This window comes from Demequina pilifera (genome assembly GCF_048814985.1).
Classification (GTDB): domain Bacteria; phylum Actinomycetota; class Actinomycetes; order Actinomycetales; family Demequinaceae; genus Demequina.
The window spans coordinates 310,436-326,177 of sequence record NZ_JBMDTW010000001.1; the positions used below are offsets into that span (position 1 = coordinate 310,436).

Annotated in this window: 15 protein-coding genes; 9 read left to right on the top strand and 6 right to left on the bottom strand. The window is 72.4% G+C overall.

Features of this window, described 5'->3' with window-relative positions; genetic code table 11:
• Window positions 1-47 precede the first annotated feature (47 nt).
• Entirely contained in the window at window positions 48-1,244 is a 1,197-nt protein-coding gene (locus tag ACNI14_RS01405; RefSeq protein ID WP_420518142.1) for an LCP family protein, read from the top strand.
• A gap of 110 nt (window positions 1,245-1,354) precedes the next feature.
• Complete coding sequence (locus ACNI14_RS01410) at window positions 1,355-2,614, top strand: LCP family protein (protein WP_420518143.1); 1,260 nt, start codon at window positions 1,355-1,357, stop codon at window positions 2,612-2,614.
• Between the two features lie 75 nt (window positions 2,615-2,689).
• Here ACNI14_RS01410 and purE read toward each other — a convergent pair whose 3' ends face one another.
• Both purE and ACNI14_RS01420 read right to left on the bottom strand, forming a co-directional pair.
• On the bottom strand, window positions 2,690-3,199 hold the full coding sequence (gene purE / locus ACNI14_RS01415) for a 5-(carboxyamino)imidazole ribonucleotide mutase (RefSeq protein ID WP_420518144.1): 510 nt from the start codon (window positions 3,197-3,199) through the stop codon (window positions 2,690-2,692).
• Window positions 3,196-4,341, bottom strand: coding sequence for a 5-(carboxyamino)imidazole ribonucleotide synthase (locus tag ACNI14_RS01420; protein ID WP_420518145.1), 1,146 nt, complete (start codon window positions 4,339-4,341; stop codon window positions 3,196-3,198). The genes purE and ACNI14_RS01420 overlap by 4 nt, the downstream gene beginning before the upstream one ends.
• 42 nt (window positions 4,342-4,383) lie before the next feature.
• Here ACNI14_RS01420 and ACNI14_RS01425 point away from each other — a divergent pair, with 42 nt between their 5' ends.
• The gene (locus ACNI14_RS01425) at window positions 4,384-4,878 is read left to right on the top strand and encodes a GtrA family protein (RefSeq protein WP_420518422.1); all 495 of its coding nucleotides are present in this window, start codon (window positions 4,384-4,386) and stop codon (window positions 4,876-4,878) included.
• Here ACNI14_RS01425 and ACNI14_RS01430 read toward each other — a convergent pair.
• Window positions 4,856-6,163 carry an ATP-binding protein gene (locus ACNI14_RS01430; RefSeq protein ID WP_420518146.1) on the bottom strand — a complete coding sequence of 436 codons (1,308 nt, stop codon included), beginning with the start codon at window positions 6,161-6,163 and terminating at the stop codon, window positions 4,856-4,858. The genes ACNI14_RS01425 and ACNI14_RS01430 overlap by 23 nt on opposite strands.
• A 9-nt stretch (window positions 6,164-6,172) precedes the next feature.
• Complete coding sequence (locus ACNI14_RS01435) at window positions 6,173-6,850, bottom strand: response regulator transcription factor (protein ID WP_420518147.1); 678 nt, start codon at window positions 6,848-6,850, stop codon at window positions 6,173-6,175.
• 103 nt (window positions 6,851-6,953) lie between these two features.
• Here ACNI14_RS01435 and ACNI14_RS01440 point away from each other — a divergent pair, with 103 nt between their 5' ends.
• Window positions 6,954-9,065, top strand: a complete 2,112-nt coding sequence (locus ACNI14_RS01440; RefSeq protein WP_420518148.1) for a glycosyltransferase family protein — start codon at window positions 6,954-6,956, stop codon at window positions 9,063-9,065.
• A gap of 99 nt (window positions 9,066-9,164) precedes the next feature.
• Window positions 9,165-12,065: an FtsK/SpoIIIE domain-containing protein gene (locus tag ACNI14_RS01445; RefSeq protein ID WP_420518149.1), complete on the top strand. Its 2,901-nt coding sequence runs from the start codon at window positions 9,165-9,167 to the stop codon at window positions 12,063-12,065.
• Here the strand turns inward: ACNI14_RS01445 and ACNI14_RS01450 are convergent.
• Window positions 12,057-12,491 (bottom strand): hypothetical protein, encoded by a 435-nt coding sequence (locus ACNI14_RS01450; protein ID WP_420518150.1) that lies wholly within the window; start codon window positions 12,489-12,491, stop codon window positions 12,057-12,059. The genes ACNI14_RS01445 and ACNI14_RS01450 overlap by 9 nt on opposite strands.
• 165 nt (window positions 12,492-12,656) lie before the next feature.
• On the opposite strand from ACNI14_RS01450, the gene ACNI14_RS01455 reads away from it, so the two are divergent.
• A complete protein-coding gene (locus ACNI14_RS01455; protein WP_420518151.1) occupies window positions 12,657-12,911 on the top strand; it encodes a WhiB family transcriptional regulator in 255 nt (84 codons plus the stop codon).
• 56 nt (window positions 12,912-12,967) lie between these two features.
• On the opposite strand, the gene ACNI14_RS01460 is transcribed toward ACNI14_RS01455, so the two are convergent.
• Entirely contained in the window at window positions 12,968-14,416 is a 1,449-nt protein-coding gene (locus tag ACNI14_RS01460; protein ID WP_420518152.1) for a sensor histidine kinase, read from the bottom strand.
• Window positions 14,417-14,474: 58 nt separating this feature from the next.
• Between ACNI14_RS01460 and ACNI14_RS01465 the strand changes: the two genes are divergently transcribed.
• The 3 genes from ACNI14_RS01465 to ACNI14_RS01475 are packed head-to-tail and all read left to right on the top strand — an operon-like array spanning window position 14,475 to window position 15,741.
• A complete protein-coding gene (locus ACNI14_RS01465) occupies window positions 14,475-14,969 on the top strand; it encodes a DUF2505 domain-containing protein (RefSeq protein ID WP_420518153.1) in 495 nt (164 codons plus the stop codon).
• Entirely contained in the window at window positions 14,966-15,370 is a 405-nt protein-coding gene (locus ACNI14_RS01470) for a fluoride efflux transporter FluC (protein ID WP_420518154.1), read from the top strand. The genes ACNI14_RS01465 and ACNI14_RS01470 overlap by 4 nt, the downstream gene beginning before the upstream one ends.
• A complete protein-coding gene (locus ACNI14_RS01475; RefSeq protein ID WP_420518155.1) occupies window positions 15,367-15,741 on the top strand; it encodes a fluoride efflux transporter FluC in 375 nt (124 codons plus the stop codon). Before ACNI14_RS01470 ends, ACNI14_RS01475 begins: the two co-directional genes overlap by 4 nt.
• Window position 15,742: the final 1 nt, after the last annotated feature.

The window sequence follows — 15,742 nt, forward strand, 5'->3', positions numbered from 1 at the left end:
GCCTGGCAGCGCACCCGCCGGTCGCCGCGGACGACGAGGAGTGGCACGTGCCGAGACGACCGGGACCCATCCGGCATGCTCGCCGCGTCCGATCGCACTCCCTGGTCCGCACGGCGACCGTCGCAGTGGCGGCCCTCGCGGGATTCGCGATGGTGTGGGCGCAGACTCTCGCGGCGCAGTTCGGGGGCGCGATCGACCCCCGGGACCTGACACAGCTCGTGACGGCCACTCCCGACGCACCGGCGGACGTGCGCGAGGCGCGGCCGCTCAACCTCCTGCTCATCGGATCCGACTCCCGCGTGGGCGCCAACGGCGAGATCGGCGGCGCCGACGTAGAGGGGATGCGCAGCGACGCGACGGTCCTCGCCCACGTCTCGGGCGACCGCGAGCGGATCGACCTCATGTCGATCCCCCGCGACCTCCGAATGGAGATTCCCACCTGCACCCTGTTCGACGGCACCGAGGTGCAGGGACGGGAGGGCAAGTTCAACGTGGCCTTCAGCAACGGCGGACGGCAGGGGGACCCGGCCGAGGCGGCCGCCTGCACGATCAACGCCGTGCACGACCTCACCGGCATCCGCATCGATCATTGGGCCGTCCTCGACTTCCACGGGTTCACAAGCATGGTGGACGCCCTTGGCGGCATCCCGATGTGCATCCCCGAGGACATCGTGTCGGCCAAGGCTGATCTCAACCTCGAGGCGGGACCGCAGGTGCTGTCGGGCGAGCAGTCGCTCGGGTGGGCGCGGCTGCGCACCTCGGAGGTCGGAGACGTGTCGGGTTCCGATCTTCAGCGCATCAACCGCCAGCAGGAGCTCCTCACGCAGACGCTGCGCGCGGCGCGCGCCAAGAACCTGTTCACCGACGCGGGCGAGCTCACGAGCTTCCTGCGGGCGGGGGCGGAGTCGCTGACCACCGATGAGGAGCTGGGCGATCTCGACTTCATGATCCGCCTCGCCTACAGCCTGCGGGGCCTGTCCGCCGACGACCTCACCGTCACCACGGTGCCGTGGGAGTACACCGAGGATCGGCTGGGCGTGCTGTTGGCGGACGACGCCCCGCAGGTATTCGAAGACATCCGCCAGGACCGGCCGCTGTCCGTCGTCGACGAGGACGACACCACGAGCGCGTGGGGCCAGGACGACGGCGATGACACGGAGGACGCGCCGTCGACGCCTCGTGCTTCCACCCCGGACACGGGGTCCGATAGCATCGACGACATCCTGGCGACGTGCGGCCCGTGACTGGGGCACTGAGCAGTGCGCCACACCGCGGGAACCCACGCGTTGACCGGGGCGTTACCTGCCCAGCACCCGCCTGTTTCTGACTACGCGTCCCCCTCCTGGAGGAGTCCATGCCGGCACCGACCCGGCCCGTGCGTCCGCGCCACGCGTCCCGCGCCGTCCACCGGCGCGTCCTCGGCACGCTCGCGGCCGCCTCCGCCGCGATCCTCGGCTTCGCCGCGGTGGGCGGGGTGACCTACATGCAGCTCGCGGTGGGGGCCTTCGAGACCCACGACGTGTCGTCGCTGCTGGTGAGCGAGGCGGATGCGACGAAGGAGCCCGACGACGACACCCCGAACGACTTCGCTGCCGGCCAGCCGCTCAACATCGCGCTGATCGGCACCGACGAGCGCAACGACGAGAACGCGGAGATCGGCGGCCTCGAAGGACTGGGCGGCATGCGTGGCGACACCACGATGGTCGTCCACATCTCCGCCGACCGCTCGCGCGTCGAGGTGGTCTCCATCCCTCGCGACTCACGGGTGCGCATCTCCGACTGCCAACTGTTTGACGGCACCACCGTCCCGGGCTGGACCGGCAAGTTCAACATCGCACTCGCCAACGGCGGCCAGAATGGCAACCGCGGCGAGGGTGCGGCGTGCGTGATGCGCACCATCACCGACCTGACCGGCGTCGATTTCAACGGCCACTTCATGATGGTCGACTTCTCCGGCTTCCAGAAGATGGTGGACTCGCTCGGCGGGATCCCGATGTGCATCCCGAACGACATGCGGTCGCCCAAGGCCAATCTCGATCTCGAGGCGGGCCCGCAGGTGCTCGACGGGCAGGAGGCGCTCGCGTTCGCACGCGCCCGCACGGGATCCGGGCTGGGGGACGGCACCGATCTCATGCGGATCGAGCGTCAGCAGGATCTGCTGACCAACACCGTGCGCAAGGTGCTCGGCGCCAATCTGCTGACCGATGTCCCGGAGCTCACCCAGTTCACGCGGTCCGCCGCGGAGTCGCTGACCGTGGACACGGAGCTGGCGCGCGTGAACAACATCGTCGGCCTGGCCTACTCGCTGCGCAACTTCGACACGCAGAACCTGGTCTTCACGACCGTCCCGTGGCGGTACGCGGGCGACGGCAGCGGTGACGTGCTGTGGAAGGAGGCGGAAGCAGCTGCGATGTGGGAGAGCATCGCGAACGACATGCCGATCGTGCTCGATGAGCCCGACGCCGCCCCCTCCGACGAGCCGACCGCTGAGCCGTCGACGTCCGCGACGCCGTCCCCCACGCCCTCCGCAAGTGCGACGCCTGCACCCAGCGTGAGCGCAGAACCGAAGCGCGAGACGCAGCAGGAGATCCTCGACAGCTGCGTGATCCCGTAGCCTCACGTCGGCAGGGCCACGCCCGCGGTGCGCCGCGCGGTGCGGCGACGTGGCGGCGGTCGACCCCTCCGCCCGTCACTCGCTGGAGCGCAGCGCCTCGCCCTTCGCGTGGGCCTCACGGCGCAGCCCTTCCCTGAACGCGCCCATCCGCGAACGGATGCGCGCGGCCTCGTCGCCCGCGCCCGAGCCGAGAATCCGCGCCGCGAGCAGGCCCGCGTTGCGCGCGCCGCCGATGGACACGGTCGCCACCGGCACGCCTGCCGGCATCTGCACGATGCTCAGCAGCGAATCCATGCCGTCGAGGCGGGCCAGCGGCACGGGCACGCCGATCACCGGCAGGTTGGTGACGGATGCGAGCATGCCAGGGAGGTGCGCCGCGCCGCCCGCTCCGGCAATGAGGACACGCAGGCCGCGTTCCTCAGCCGTACGGCCATAGGCGATCATCTCGTCGGGCATGCGGTGCGCCGAGACCACGTCCTTCTCGTAGGCGATGCCGAACTCGCGCAGCGCCTCGCCTGCGGCCTTCATGACCGGCCAATCCGAGTCGGACCCCATCACGAGCCCGACGGCGGGGTCTTCACTCATTCCGCACCTCCGTCCCTCACGATAGCGGCCGCGTCGACGGCCCGGCGGTAGGTCTCGTCCCGGTCGCCGCCGGTGACGGTGACGTGTCCGACCTTGCGTCCCCGTCGCACGCCCTTGGCGTACAGGTGGATCTTGGCCCCTGGATCGCCCACCTCGCCCAGCGCCTCCGCCAGGTCATGGCGCTCGCCGCCCAGCACGTTGGCCATCACCGTCCAGGGCGAGTGCGCCGCGGTGTCGCCCAGCGGCAGGTCGAGGACGGCCCTCAGGTGCTGCTCGAACTGGCTGGTCGCCGACCCGTCGATGCTCCAGTGGCCCGAGTTGTGGGGGCGCATCGCGAGCTCGTTGATGATCAGCGCACCCTCGACCTCGAACAGCTCGACGGCCAGCACCCCAGTGACGTCGAGCGATTGGGCGATCGACACGGCGAGGGTCCGCGCCTGCGCGGCGAGCTCGGGGGCGAGGTCCGGTGCGGGCGCGGTGACCTCGGAGCAGACCCCGTCACGCTGGATCGACTCGACGACCGGCCACACGGCGCACTCCCCACTGGGCCGGCGGGCCACCTGCACGGCCAGCTCGCGACGGAACGCGACCTTCGCCTCGATCAGCAGGCGCGGGCCGCCAGAGGCGGCGGAGACGAGCCAGTCGTGCGCATCCTCAGCGGCGCGAATCACCCGGACGCCCTTGCCGTCGTAGCCCCCGCGGGCCGTCTTGAGCACCGCCTCTCCCCCGTGGTCGGCGAGGAACGCCTCGACCTCGGCGTCCGTCTCGACCGCCATCCATGCGGGGTTGGGCATCGCGAGCTCGTCCATGCGCGTGCGCATCTCGATCTTGTCCTGCGCGTAGCGCAGCGCCTCCGCCCCCGGCCTGGCGGGCACACCGGCGGCCGCGCACTGCTCGAACACGTCCGCCGGGATGTGCTCGTGCTCCCAGGTGACCACGTCCGGGTGCGGGGCCGCCAGCAGCCGCCGCACTGCGTCGGGGTCGGTAGGCAGCCCGACCACCGTCTCGTGCGCGGCGTCGGCCGCTGAGGCCTGCTCCGATTCGACCAGGACTCTGAGGGTGATGCCGAGGGCTGTCGCGGCGGGAGCCATCATCCGCGCGAGCTGTCCCCCGCCGACGACGGCGACGATGGGTGAGTTCATGGGGCCAACCTACCGGCGACTAGGCTCCCCTTCGTGAGAGCCATGACGTGGGTGCGAGAGCGCGGCAGCCAGCTCGCCCGTTTCGCTGCCGTGGGCGCGACCGGCGTCGTGGTGAACCTGGGAGCCTTCAATCTCCTGAGGCTCGGACCGCTCTCTCCCGACGCCGAGGTGGCGGGAGATGAGGACCGCGTGGTCACCGCGAAAGTGATCGCGACGGTGATCTCCATCGCCTTCGCATGGTGGGCGCACCGCGGCTGGACGTTCCGGGGCGGGAGGCGCCATGGCGCCTCCCGTGAGATCACCTTGTTCCTGGCCGTCAACGGCGTCGCGCTGGTGCTCGAGGCGGCGGTGGTGGCGACGAGCCACCACGGACTGGGCTATACGTCACTGTGGGCGGACAACGTCGCCTCGGTGATCGGCATCGGCCTCGCGACGGTCACGCGTTACGCGGGTTACTCCCTGTTCGTGTTCCACGCCGCGGCTCCCGTGCCGAGCGCACCCGACGAGCCGCCCGCTAGCGGTGCCGACGCGTCTTGACGGCGAGCGCGTGGGGCACCACGGTGTCCAGGTCCACCATCTGCGGCACGCCCTGCAGGAACACCGCGAATGCCGCCGGCACGCGCTGAGCGAGCTCGAGCCGACCGCCGTCGGCGGTCACCAGGTCGCGCGCCAGCGCCAGACCCAGGCCCGTGCCGCGACCGCTGGTGACCTCGCGCTCGAAGATGCGCGGCGCGAGGTCCTCGGGAACACCCTCGCCCTCGTCCCGCACCTCGATCACGATGGCGTGGCTGGCGCCCGAGGCGCGCACCGCGACGCTCGTGGTGCCATCGCCGTGATGCAGCGAGTTCTCGATCAGGGTGGCCAGCACCTGCGCGAGCCCCCCAGGCGTCGCGAACACGGTGGCATCCGAGTCGCGGATGTCGAGGTGTCGCCCCGCGGAACGGAACGGCTGGGCCCATTCCTCTCGCTGCTGGTCGAGCACGTCCTGCAGCACCACGAGCTCGGTCCCTGAGCCGAGGGCGCGGCGAGAGCGCCCCAGCAGGTCGTCCACCACGCCGACGAGCCGCTCGACCTGCTCGAGCGACTTCTCGGCCTCCTCGCGCACATCTTCCTGGGAGGTGGTCGCCGCGATCTCCTCGAGCCGCATGGTCAGCGCCGTGAGCGGGGTGCGCAGCTGATGCGACGCGTCGGAGGCGAACTGACGCTCGACGGCCAGCCGCGCCGCCATCCGGTCCGCGCTGCGCGACAGCTCCTCCGCGACCTGGTCGATCTCTTCCACGCCGGTGCGCTCGAGCCGTGGGCGCACCTGACCGGATCCGAGCTGCTCGGCGCTCGCAGCCAGGTACAGCAGCGGCGCCACCAGCCGGTTCGCGAGCCAGATCGCGATGGACATGCCGGCCGTCACGGCGATCACGCCGAGCACCAGCACGAGCCCCACGTACCGAGCGGCCTGCCAGAAGACGTCCCACCAGTCCACGGACATGACGACGACGATCCCGGACTCGGTGACGTACGACTCGGCGAACGCGGACGGCGGCTCCTCGCCCGATGTCAGCTCGGTTCCCTCGGGGAGCTGCACGTAGATGTAGGAGCCCGCGCCGGGCGCACTGGAGACGTACGAGGACAGGTTGTCCTCCGTGATGGTCTCGCCCGCCCGCAGCCGCACGTCGAGCGCGCGCGCCGCCGTGACGGTCCTCAGCTCCAGGTCACGCAGGGCGTCGTCTCGCACGAGCTGCGCGGAGAAGAATCCCAGCGGGATGCCGAGCAGGATCACCGCAACGGCGAGAGCCGACAGGGTGGCCTGCAGCACGCGGCGCCGCATGAGGGTCGCCTACTCGTCGTTCTCGAACCGGAAGCCCATCCCACGCACGGTGGTGATGTACGAGGGGTCCGACGCGTCATCGCCGAGCTTGCGGCGCAGCCACGAGACGTGCATGTCGAGGGTCTTGGAGGGAGCGCCGGGATCGGCCTCCCACACCTCGCGCATCAGCGTGTCGCGGGACACCACCGAGCCGGCGTTGGCGACCAGCAGGTGGAGCAGATCGAACTCCTTGCCGCTCAGCTGAAGCTCGCGGTCGTCGAGGAAGGCGCGATGGCCACCGACGTCCACGCGCACTCCGCGGACCGCGAGGTCCTGCGCGTCGTCGGCCGTGAGGCGGCGGCGCAGGAGCGCGCGCACGCGCGCGAGCAGCTCCGCCAGGCGGAAGGGCTTCGTGACGTAGTCGTCCGCGCCCGCATCGAGCCCGACCACCAGGTCCACCTCGTCGGCGCGCGCGGTGAGCATGAGGATGGGCACCTGCAGTCCCTTGTCCCGGATCCTGCGGGCGACGTCCACACCGTCGATGTCGGGAAGACCGAGATCGAGGATGACCAGGTCCGCATCGTCGGCGGCCCCGACCCCTCCCATTCCGTTGCCGTGCCAGGCGACGTCGTAGCCTTCTCTGCTCAAAGCACGGGTCAAGGGTTCTGAAATGGTCGGGTCATCTTCGACCAAGACTATTCGCGTCATGGGGCAACACTACCCGCGCGCGAGGCGTTTGCAACGCCGGAGAACCCACGTCGTCGACGCCTTCGGGCACAGGCGTTCCGACCCGCGACTAGCCTGGTGCCTCGTGACCGCCACCACTCAGGGCGCCGCGCCGGCGCCCGTGCTTTCCCCCGTGCTGCGCGTGCTCGCGTCCGCTCCCGAACGACTCGTGCTGGTCGGAGTCGCGCTCGCCCTCGCGGCGGGCGGGGCGGTGTCCCTCGGCGTCCACCACTGGTGGACGGTGCTGCCCGCCGCGGCGGTCCTCGTCGCACTCGCATGGCGCCCGCTCGCGCCCCGGTCGGCGAGGACGGCGGCCGATGCGCGAGCCGGGGGCATCGCGGTCGGCGGCGCCCTGGTCTGGGGAGCCGTCAACATCGCGCTCGCCGCGGAGTACGTCATCGTGGTCCGCGACCCGGGCTTCCTGAGCCTGTCCGGGCTGTGGCTGGTCGACCACCCCCACACCGACATCCCCGCCGCCGGTGCCGTCGAGGCCGCCGCCGCCCACGCATCGGCCGTGCCGGACGCGAACGAGGCCTGGAACCTGGCGGGCGACGTCATCCAGCCGCAGGGCGCGAAGATGCTGCCGGCCACCATCGCCATCGGGGGGTGGATCGCCGGCGACACCGGGGTGCTCGCGGCGAACGTCGTGGTGGGCGCGCTCGGCCTGCTGGCCGTGTTCGCGGTCGCCCGGCGGTTCCTCGGACCTCTCGCCGCGCTCGCCCCCGCGGCGGCGCTCGCCCTCACGGTCGCTCACATCGGGCTGTCCCGTCCCGCCTACACCGAGCCGCTCACGCTGCTGCTGATCGTCACGGGCATCCTGTGGGCGTGGCGCGGCGTCGAGCAGCGGTCGATCCCCCTGCTGGCGGCCGGGGCGATCGCCTCCGGCGCCACGACGTTCATCCGGATCGACGGCGCGGCCTCGGCGGTCGGCGCGCTCGCCGGGGTCGGCGTCGCTCTGGCGCTGGCCGATGCGGACCGGGAGTGGGGCCGCCGGGCGGCGCTGGTCTTCACGGGCCTGCAGGCGACGGTGCTGGCGCTGGGCTACGTCGCGCTCGAGCGCTGGAGCGCCGAGTACCTGGAACGCCTGGCGGACGAGGCCTACGCGCTGCTCGCCGCCTACGGCGGCGTCGCCCTCCTGGGGACCGCGTGGGCGCTGCTGTGGTCGCGGCGGGTGCGCGCGGACCGGTGGCTGTCGAGTGCGGCCGATGCGGTGGGGCGGCGGGGCGCTCTCGTCGCGGGCGGCCTCGTGGCAGCGGGAATGGTCGTCCTCGCGTCGAGACCGCTGTGGACCACGGTCCACCGCGGGACCGAGGCCGCCAGGGATCAGTTCACCAACGGGGTGGTCGAGGGCTTCCAGTCGTCCCAGGGACTTCCGATCGAGCCCACGCGCACCTACGCCGAGTCGACCGTGACCTGGCTGTCGTACTACCTGACCTGGCCGCTCATCGTGCTCGCATTCCTCGGGCTGGCCATTGCGACGTACCGGATGGTGCGCCGCGACGGAGGGTGGGCGGTGTTCCTGGGCGCGGTCATGGCGCCCACGCTCGTGTACCTGTGGCGCCCGTCGATCGTTCCCGACCAGCTATGGGCGATCCGCCGGTTCGAGCCCGCCACCCTTCCCGGATTCGTGCTCGCGGCCGCGTTGGGGGCGTGGGCGCTCACCGAGCTCGCGCGCACGCCCGCCGCACGCGCTCGCTGGCGTCGCGGGGCCGCAGCGCTGATGGTCGCCCTTCCCCTCACCACCTGGGTGTCGATCGTGCCCGGCGACGAGTACCCCCTGTCGAGCGCCGTCAACGTGACCTCCCGGGAGATGATCGGCGCGCGCGCCCAGCTCGATCAGCTGTGCGCGATCGAGCCCGGCCGGCCCATCGTCCTCGTCGGCACGAGTTCGCACTACGGGTCCCTGCGCGTGACGTGCGATGCCCCGGTGGTGCTCGCCCTGTCCCCGCCGGGCGCCGAGGCGCTCGCCGAGATGGCCGCGGCGTGGGGAACGCCCCCGCTGGTCCTCACCCGGCAGGTGGACGACGTGCCGTGGACGACCGCCCCCGAGGTCGTCGTCGACTCCCGCGTCACCCATTCCGGATACTCGCTGCAGCGGATCCCCCGCACCTACATCGAGCGCACCTATCGCTGGTACGCGGGCCTCGTCACGGAGTCGGGCGAGGTCGAGCCAGTGCCGGCCGCTCCCGCACCCTGACCGCGCCTCGCCGTCCTGCCCTCCCGGGGTGACGGACGTTTTCCACAGCTCCGATCGCTCTCGCCGGGCAGCGCGGCCGGAGCCGGGCACGCTGGCGCCATGCTCATCACGGCACCCGGTGAGGTGGATCTGGACGTCAGGGCGGGGACGAGCGCCGCGGAGGTGATCGCCGCCGCGGGGCTCGACCGCGCCTGGTGCGGCGCCGTCGAGCTCGATCCCGACCACCCGGCGGGCGTGCCTCCACTCGTCCACGGCGCCCGGCTGACGGCCCACCCGGCGCCGCCGTGCATGCCGCTGCCCGGCCCGCACCTGCGCGTGGTCGAGGGACCCGATGCGGGCCACGCGATCGCATTGGACCGACCGGTGCTCGTGGGGCGGGGCGAAGCGGCGGACCTGCGCCTCGACGACCCCGCCGTGAGCGGCGCCCACGCGCTCGTGACCGGCCGCCATCCCGTGCGCGTGCGCGACGTGGGATCGGCCAACGGCACGGCGACCCCGCGACGGCACCGGCTGCGGCCCGGACAGGGGTTCGTCGTGGGACGCTCGCGCATCGTTCTCGTGGATCCCGCGGCCGCGCCGGCCACCGCGAGCGCCTCGCCGCAGGCTCCCGCCGCCGCCGGGTCACGGAGGTGGGGAGCGCTCGCGGGCGGCCTGGCGTCGGGAGCGACCCTCGCCGCGATGACGGGCCGGTGGCAGCTGGCCCTCGTGGGCGTCCTGCCCGCCGCGGCGCCGTGGCTGGTGCCACTCGTGACGAGCCGTGGCCGCGCCCAGGAGCAATCGACGCCTCCGGAACCGGGTGCCGTCGCCGTGCGCGGCGCGACCACCGCGATCCGCGGGTACGTGCGCGCGGTGGCGATCGAGCGGGGGCGGCGGCCAGCGGGTGACGAGTGGGACGAGCCGTGGATGCGCTGGCTCGACCCCGCTCGGGAGGACGATCGCGTGGTGGCGGTCGCCCCCGGGGGCTCATGGCCGTCGTGGTGCGCGGTGCGCGTCGACGTCGGGGAGGACCGCCGGGTCGAGGACCACGGGCGCGGCCCGCGCACGCTCCGGCCGCTGCTCGTCTCGGAAGCCGCCGCGGATCTCGCCGCGCGCCGGAGGGCGTCGGCGCGCACCGAGGCCGCGCTTCCCCGCTCTCAGCGGTGGGGAGACCTCGGTGGTCCCGCTCAGGCGCAAGGGACGACCGCATCCGAGCCGCGCCGGCTGCGCATCACGATCGGCGCCGCTCACGACGGGCCGGTGGTCCTCGACCTCGACGCAGATGGGCCGCACGTCCTGGTCGCGGGCACTACGGGCTCGGGCAAGTCGGTCGCACTCGAGCTGATCGTGAGCGCTCTGGCCCGCGACCACTCGCCCCGCGCCGTCACCCTTGCGCTCATCGACTTCAAGGGCGGGGCGGGCCTGCGAGCCTGCATGGGCCTGCCCCACGTCGCGGCGACGCTCACGGACCTCGACGGCGCTCTCGCCCGCAGAGCGCTGGCGGGGCTGTCGCACGAGCTCGCCGCGCGCAAGACTGCGCTGCACCAGCGGGGGCTGGCGTCGCTGTCCGAATGGGAGCGCCACGGCGACGCGCCGCCCCGGCTGGTGGTGGTGATCGACGAGTACCAGGAGATCGTGTCGAGTCACCCGTCGTTCCTGCCCGACCTGGCCCGGCTCGCGGCTCAAGGTCGCTCTCTCGGCCTCCATCTCGTGCTCGCCACCCAGCGGCCGGCCGGCGCGGTGACGCCAGAGGTGAGGGCGAACGTGTCCGCCACGATCGCGCTGCGAGTCGCCTCGGAGGCGGAGTCGCGAGACCTGCTCGGCACCGCGCAGGCCGCGCGCATCCCCGCAGCGGTGCCCGGCCGCGCGATCCTCGCTCGCGGCACGCATCACACCGAGCTGCAGCTGGCGGCGCCCAGCGCCGACCGCTCGCCGGGCGTGACGCGGGCCGGCGAGCCGGTGCCTCCTGGAGCCCCGCTCGCGCAGGTGGCGGCCGCGCGATGGCGCGATCACGGCCGCGCCCGGCCGCTGTGGACCGACCCGCTGCCAGTCCGATGGGAGCCGCCCGTCGGCGTGGGCGAGGGGATCCCGGTCGCGCTGATCGACCGGCCCGCGCAGCGCCAGCAGGGTCCGGCCGACTGGGACCCACGCGAGGGGCCCGCCTTCGTCATCGGCCCTCCCCGTTCGGGACGCACCGCCGCACTGAGGGCGTTCGCCGCGCATGCCCGCCAGTCCGGCCTCGCACCCGTGTGGCTGCCGGCCGATCCCCGTCTCGCGTCTCGCACGCTGGCGCTCGCCTCCGAGCGACCCGACGTGCTGCTGCTCATCGACGACCTGGAGGCCGCCCTGGCCCGCCTCGGCACGGTCGATGACGGTCATGCCCTCGAGGACCTCACGCGACGCGCGTCGCTGCGGCTGCCGACGGCGGCGGCGGGGAGCCCGGCCGTCCCGGCACGCCTCGCCTCGACAGCGGCCGTGCTGGCGGTGAGCACCGGGGTCGACGCGGGCTCCGCGTCTCAGTGGGGCGTGCCCCGCTCGCTCAGCGAGCACGCGGCCGCACCCGTGGCCGGCCGCGCGCACGTGCGCCTCCACGGCGAGTGGCAGATCGGTCAGCTCGCCTCGAGCGGCCCCACCGCATCGGTGGCGCTGGCAGAGCCGCTCCCCACGGGTGAGGAGATCGCCGTCCCCGACGGCATGCTCGGGGTCGGTGGGGACGGCGCCGAGCCCGTCCTCGTGCCGAGCGGCGCAGTCACCGTGGTGGGGCCCCCCGGGCCGGCGCGTGACGCGGTGCTGGAACGGTGCGGCGCAGCGCACGCCAGCGTGGTCGAACTGCCCGCGCTCGTTCCCCACGGCGCAACCGACGTGGTGCTCGTCGAGCCGAGCCCGCGCGCGGTGCGCCAGCTGTGCCCGCATGGCTGGCGCGGAGTTGCCGATCCGGTCCCCGTTGCGGGCCGCGTGGTCCTGGTGCGTGGCGGCGTCGCCGCAGCGGTGCAGCTGCCGTCCGGGCGCCAGGCGTCAGCGTGACGAGTGGCCGGGACCCGCCCCCGGCTGCGCGTCGCCCGAGCCGGTTCCGGCCGCCGCGATGTCGCGCCGCGCATCGACGACGAGCAGCGCGCCGGCGGCGATCGCGACCACGACGGCGGCGGCTCCCGCGAGGGTGGACCACTCGAGCACGGTCACGCCCACCGCGCATTGGAGCACCTGCCACGTCAGCGTGAGCCCGCGTGGCCAGGTCGATCCGCGCCACAGGGCACGGCTCGCCCAGCCGAGTGCGAGACCCCCCAGGGTGGACAGGATCGCGAGTCCCATCGACATCGCGCCCGCGTCGTCGCGCGTGAGGGAGCTGTAGCCGAACCAGACCCCTGCGGCCACGAGCGCCGCCGCCTCCAACCCCACCAAGAACCCCGCGAGGCGGCGCAACAGCGACCCCATCCCAGTCGTTGTGCTCATGGACGACACGGTAGCCGTCGGACGGCTGTGTCAGATGACACACCACCAACCCCTTGTCATCTGTTGTTAACAATGAGAACCTTGGTGCAGTGAATTCCGCGATGGCAGCGGCATCCCCACACCATCTTTGTGGGCTTTGCTGTGCCTCCAGACCCAGGAGGAACCATGGATTGGCGTAACAACGCAGCATGCCTCGATGTCGACGACCCCGAGCTCTTCTTCCCGGTGGGCAACACCGGCCCTGCCCTAGTGCAGATCGAGAAGGCCAAGGCTGTGTGCAACACCTGCGAGGTGCGCGAGGCGTGCCTGCAGTGGGCGATGGAGCACAACCAGGACTCCGGTGTCTGGGGCGGGCTGTCCGAGGACGAGCGTCGCTCCCTCAAGCGCCGCGCCGCCCGCGCGCGCCGCGCAGCCAAGTAGCGACGATGCCGGGGCGGACCGCGCCCCGCTAGCAGCGACGAGTGCCGGCGCGCGGCTCAGCGATCGTCGCCCACCAGGGCGTCGAGTTCGACCACTGAGCCGCCGTCGAGCCTCCTCCACGTGATCGACCCCGACAGCTCGTTCTCGATCAAGGTGCGGACGATCTGGGACCCGAGCCCGGAGGGCTCCCCCGCCAGGCCCACGCCGTTGTCCTCGATGGACACGTGCAGTCGGTCCTGCTCTCGCGAGGCCATCACCGTGATGGTGCCGATCTCGCGCCCCTCGAAGCCGTGCTCGACCGCGTTCGTCACCAGTTCCGTGATCACCAACGCGAGGGACGACGCGAACTGGGCCGGCACCAGCCCGAAGTCCCCGTCTCGGACGATCTTCACCTGAACCCCGGGGGAGGCGACGTCCGCCGCCATGCGCATCGACCGCTGAGCGAGGTCGTCGAAGTTGACGAGCTCGTCGAGCGTGCCGGACAGCGTCTCGTGGACCAGCGCGATCGTCGACACGCGGCGCATCGCCTCCGCGAGCGCCTCCTTCGCCTCCGGCGCCGCCACCCGGCGTGACTGCAGCCGCAGCAGGGCCGCGACGGTCTGCAGGTTGTTCTTCACCCGGTGGTGGATCTCGCGGATGGTCGCGTCCTTGGTGATCAGTTCGCGCTCGCGCCGGCGCAGTTCGCTCACGTCCCGGCACAGCAGCACGGCTCCGGTGCGCTCGCCCTGCTCCGTCACGGGGATGGCCCTCAGCGACAGGCACGCGCCGTTGGCCTCGAGATCCGTGCGCCAGGCGGCGCGTCCCATCACGACCATCGCCAGCGTCTCGTCGATGTGACCCTTGTCCAGCACCACCTCGCTCGTCACGCGCGGCAGCGAGCGGTTCATGAGCGAGCCCGTCACTCCCAGCCGGTGAAAGCACGACAGCGCGTTCGGGCTCGCGTAGGTCACGTGCCCTGCCGCATCGAGTCGCAGCACGCCGTCACCCACGCGCGGCGCACCGCGTCTGGGTCCCGTCACCGAGGTCTGGACCGGGAACTCTCCGCGGGTGATCATGTGCAGCAGGTCGTCGGCCGCACCCTTGTAGTTGAGCTCGAGCCGGCTCGAGGAGCGCGACACCGCCTGCGACACCTCACGCGTGAGGACCGCGATGGGGCTGCCATTCATGACGACCGGGAGCGCATCCTCCCGCACCGCATACGTCTCGTCCCAGCGGGGCTCGCGTGAGGCGATGATGCCGCCCTCGTCGATCGCGCGCCGAAGGTGAGCCACCCGGCCCGGTGCCGCCTTGGTGCCCACCACGTCGTCCTGGTGCACCGTGGGGCCCGTCGAGGGCCGGCACTGTGCGATCGCGACGAATCCGTCCGGCACCTGCCGCCACATCACCAGATCCGCGAACGACAGGTCGGCGATGATCTGCCAGTCGCTCGTGAGCAGGGCGAGCCTGTCCGCCTCCGCATCTGTCAACGGGCCGAATCGCTCTGCTGTCTCTCGAAGTGCTGCCACGGGTCCACCCTAGGCAACTGGCGGCGCGATACGCTGATGACACCTCGTAAGGATCACCATGGACATCTTGCACACCCACGACTTCGCCGCTTCTCCCGATGACGTGTCGGCGCTGTTCGCGGACGAGTCGTTCGCGCGCGCCCGCGGCGACTCCGCCGGCGCCGCACATGCCGATGCCATCGTCGACGGCACTCCCGCGACGGGTTTCTCGGTGTCGGTCCGGCAGTCAGTGCCGGCCTCGTCGATCCCGTCCGAGTTTCGGTCCTTCGTCGGCTCCGAGCTGAACGTGCGCTACACCGAGGTCTGGGACCCGGCCACCGCCGACGCCCGCACCGGCACGTTCGCGGTGGAGATCGTCGGCACGCCAGGACACGCCGCAGGGTCGCTGCGACTGGATCCCGACGGCGACACGACGCGTTTCACCGCCGATGGCTCCGTCTCGGTGAGGATCCCCCTCGTGGGGCCCATGATCGAGAAGGCCGTCGCCACCGCCGTCGTCAAGGCGCTGCGCGAGGAGCTCACCACCGCGGACGAGTGGCTCGCGCGTCGATGAAGGAGTGGGCCGCGCCGCTCGCGGTGTTCGCCGGGGGCTGCCTGGGCGGTGCGCTGAGACTGGGCATTGACGCGGTCGTGCCCGCGACCAGCACCGGGATACCCCTGGACGTCATCGCGATCAACGTCTCCGGTGCATTCGCGATGGGCGTCCTCGCGGCGTGGGTGATGGTTCACGGCGCGCGCTGGTGGGCACCGATGCTCGGCACCGGAGCCCTCGGCGCGTTCACCACCTTCTCCGCCATCGCGGCACTGCCGTGGCTGTCCACCGCCGGCGCGGTACCCGCCGTCTCCCTGCTCGCCGCCACGCTCGTCGCCTCCGTGGCGACCGCGGCGGCGGGCTGGGGACTCGGGGTCAGGCTTGCGTTGGCGCAGGAGCGCCGGTCCGAGAGCGCACCGTGACGCCCGCACTCTTCGTGGCCGCGATCGTCGGCTGCGGGGTCGGCGCCACGCTTCGCTACCTCGTCAGCCGGCTCGACCGGCACGGGGTGTTCCCGTGGCCCACCATCGTGTCGAATCTCCTCGGGTCGGTGCTGATGGGCGCGGTCGCGGCGGCCGTCATCGAGGGGGACGCTCACCCTGGGTGGCTGCTGGTGCTCGGCGGTGGCGTCGCCGGCGGTCTCAGCACCTTCTCGACCCTCGCGGTCGATGCCGTCCTGCTGTGGCGAGAGCGGCGCCCGCGCGCGGTGATCGCGTACCTCGTCGCCACCCTCGGCGCCGGCATCGCCGCCGCCGCCGCCGGATGGTGGGGATGGCTGGCGGTCGCGGCGTGAC

Excerpts from the sequence above, each read along its gene's own strand:
- ACNI14_RS01410 (WP_420518143.1), top strand. The coding sequence starts at position 1,355 with ATGCCGGCACCGACCCGGCCCGTGCGTCCGCGCCACGCGTCCCGCGCC.
- purE (WP_420518144.1), bottom strand. The coding sequence starts at position 3,199 with ATGAGTGAAGACCCCGCCGTCGGGCTCGTGATGGGGTCCGACTCGGAT.
- ACNI14_RS01420 (WP_420518145.1), bottom strand. The coding sequence starts at position 4,341 with ATGAACTCACCCATCGTCGCCGTCGTCGGCGGGGGACAGCTCGCGCGG.
- ACNI14_RS01425 (WP_420518422.1), top strand. The coding sequence starts at position 4,384 with ATGACGTGGGTGCGAGAGCGCGGCAGCCAGCTCGCCCGTTTCGCTGCC.
- ACNI14_RS01430 (WP_420518146.1), bottom strand. The coding sequence starts at position 6,163 with ATGCGGCGCCGCGTGCTGCAGGCCACCCTGTCGGCTCTCGCCGTTGCG.
- ACNI14_RS01435 (WP_420518147.1), bottom strand. The coding sequence starts at position 6,850 with ATGACGCGAATAGTCTTGGTCGAAGATGACCCGACCATTTCAGAACCC.
- ACNI14_RS01445 (WP_420518149.1), top strand. The coding sequence starts at position 9,165 with ATGCTCATCACGGCACCCGGTGAGGTGGATCTGGACGTCAGGGCGGGG.
- ACNI14_RS01450 (WP_420518150.1), bottom strand. The coding sequence starts at position 12,491 with ATGAGCACAACGACTGGGATGGGGTCGCTGTTGCGCCGCCTCGCGGGG.
- ACNI14_RS01455 (WP_420518151.1), top strand. The coding sequence starts at position 12,657 with ATGGATTGGCGTAACAACGCAGCATGCCTCGATGTCGACGACCCCGAG.
- ACNI14_RS01465 (WP_420518153.1), top strand. The coding sequence starts at position 14,475 with ATGGACATCTTGCACACCCACGACTTCGCCGCTTCTCCCGATGACGTG.
- ACNI14_RS01470 (WP_420518154.1), top strand. The coding sequence starts at position 14,966 with ATGAAGGAGTGGGCCGCGCCGCTCGCGGTGTTCGCCGGGGGCTGCCTG.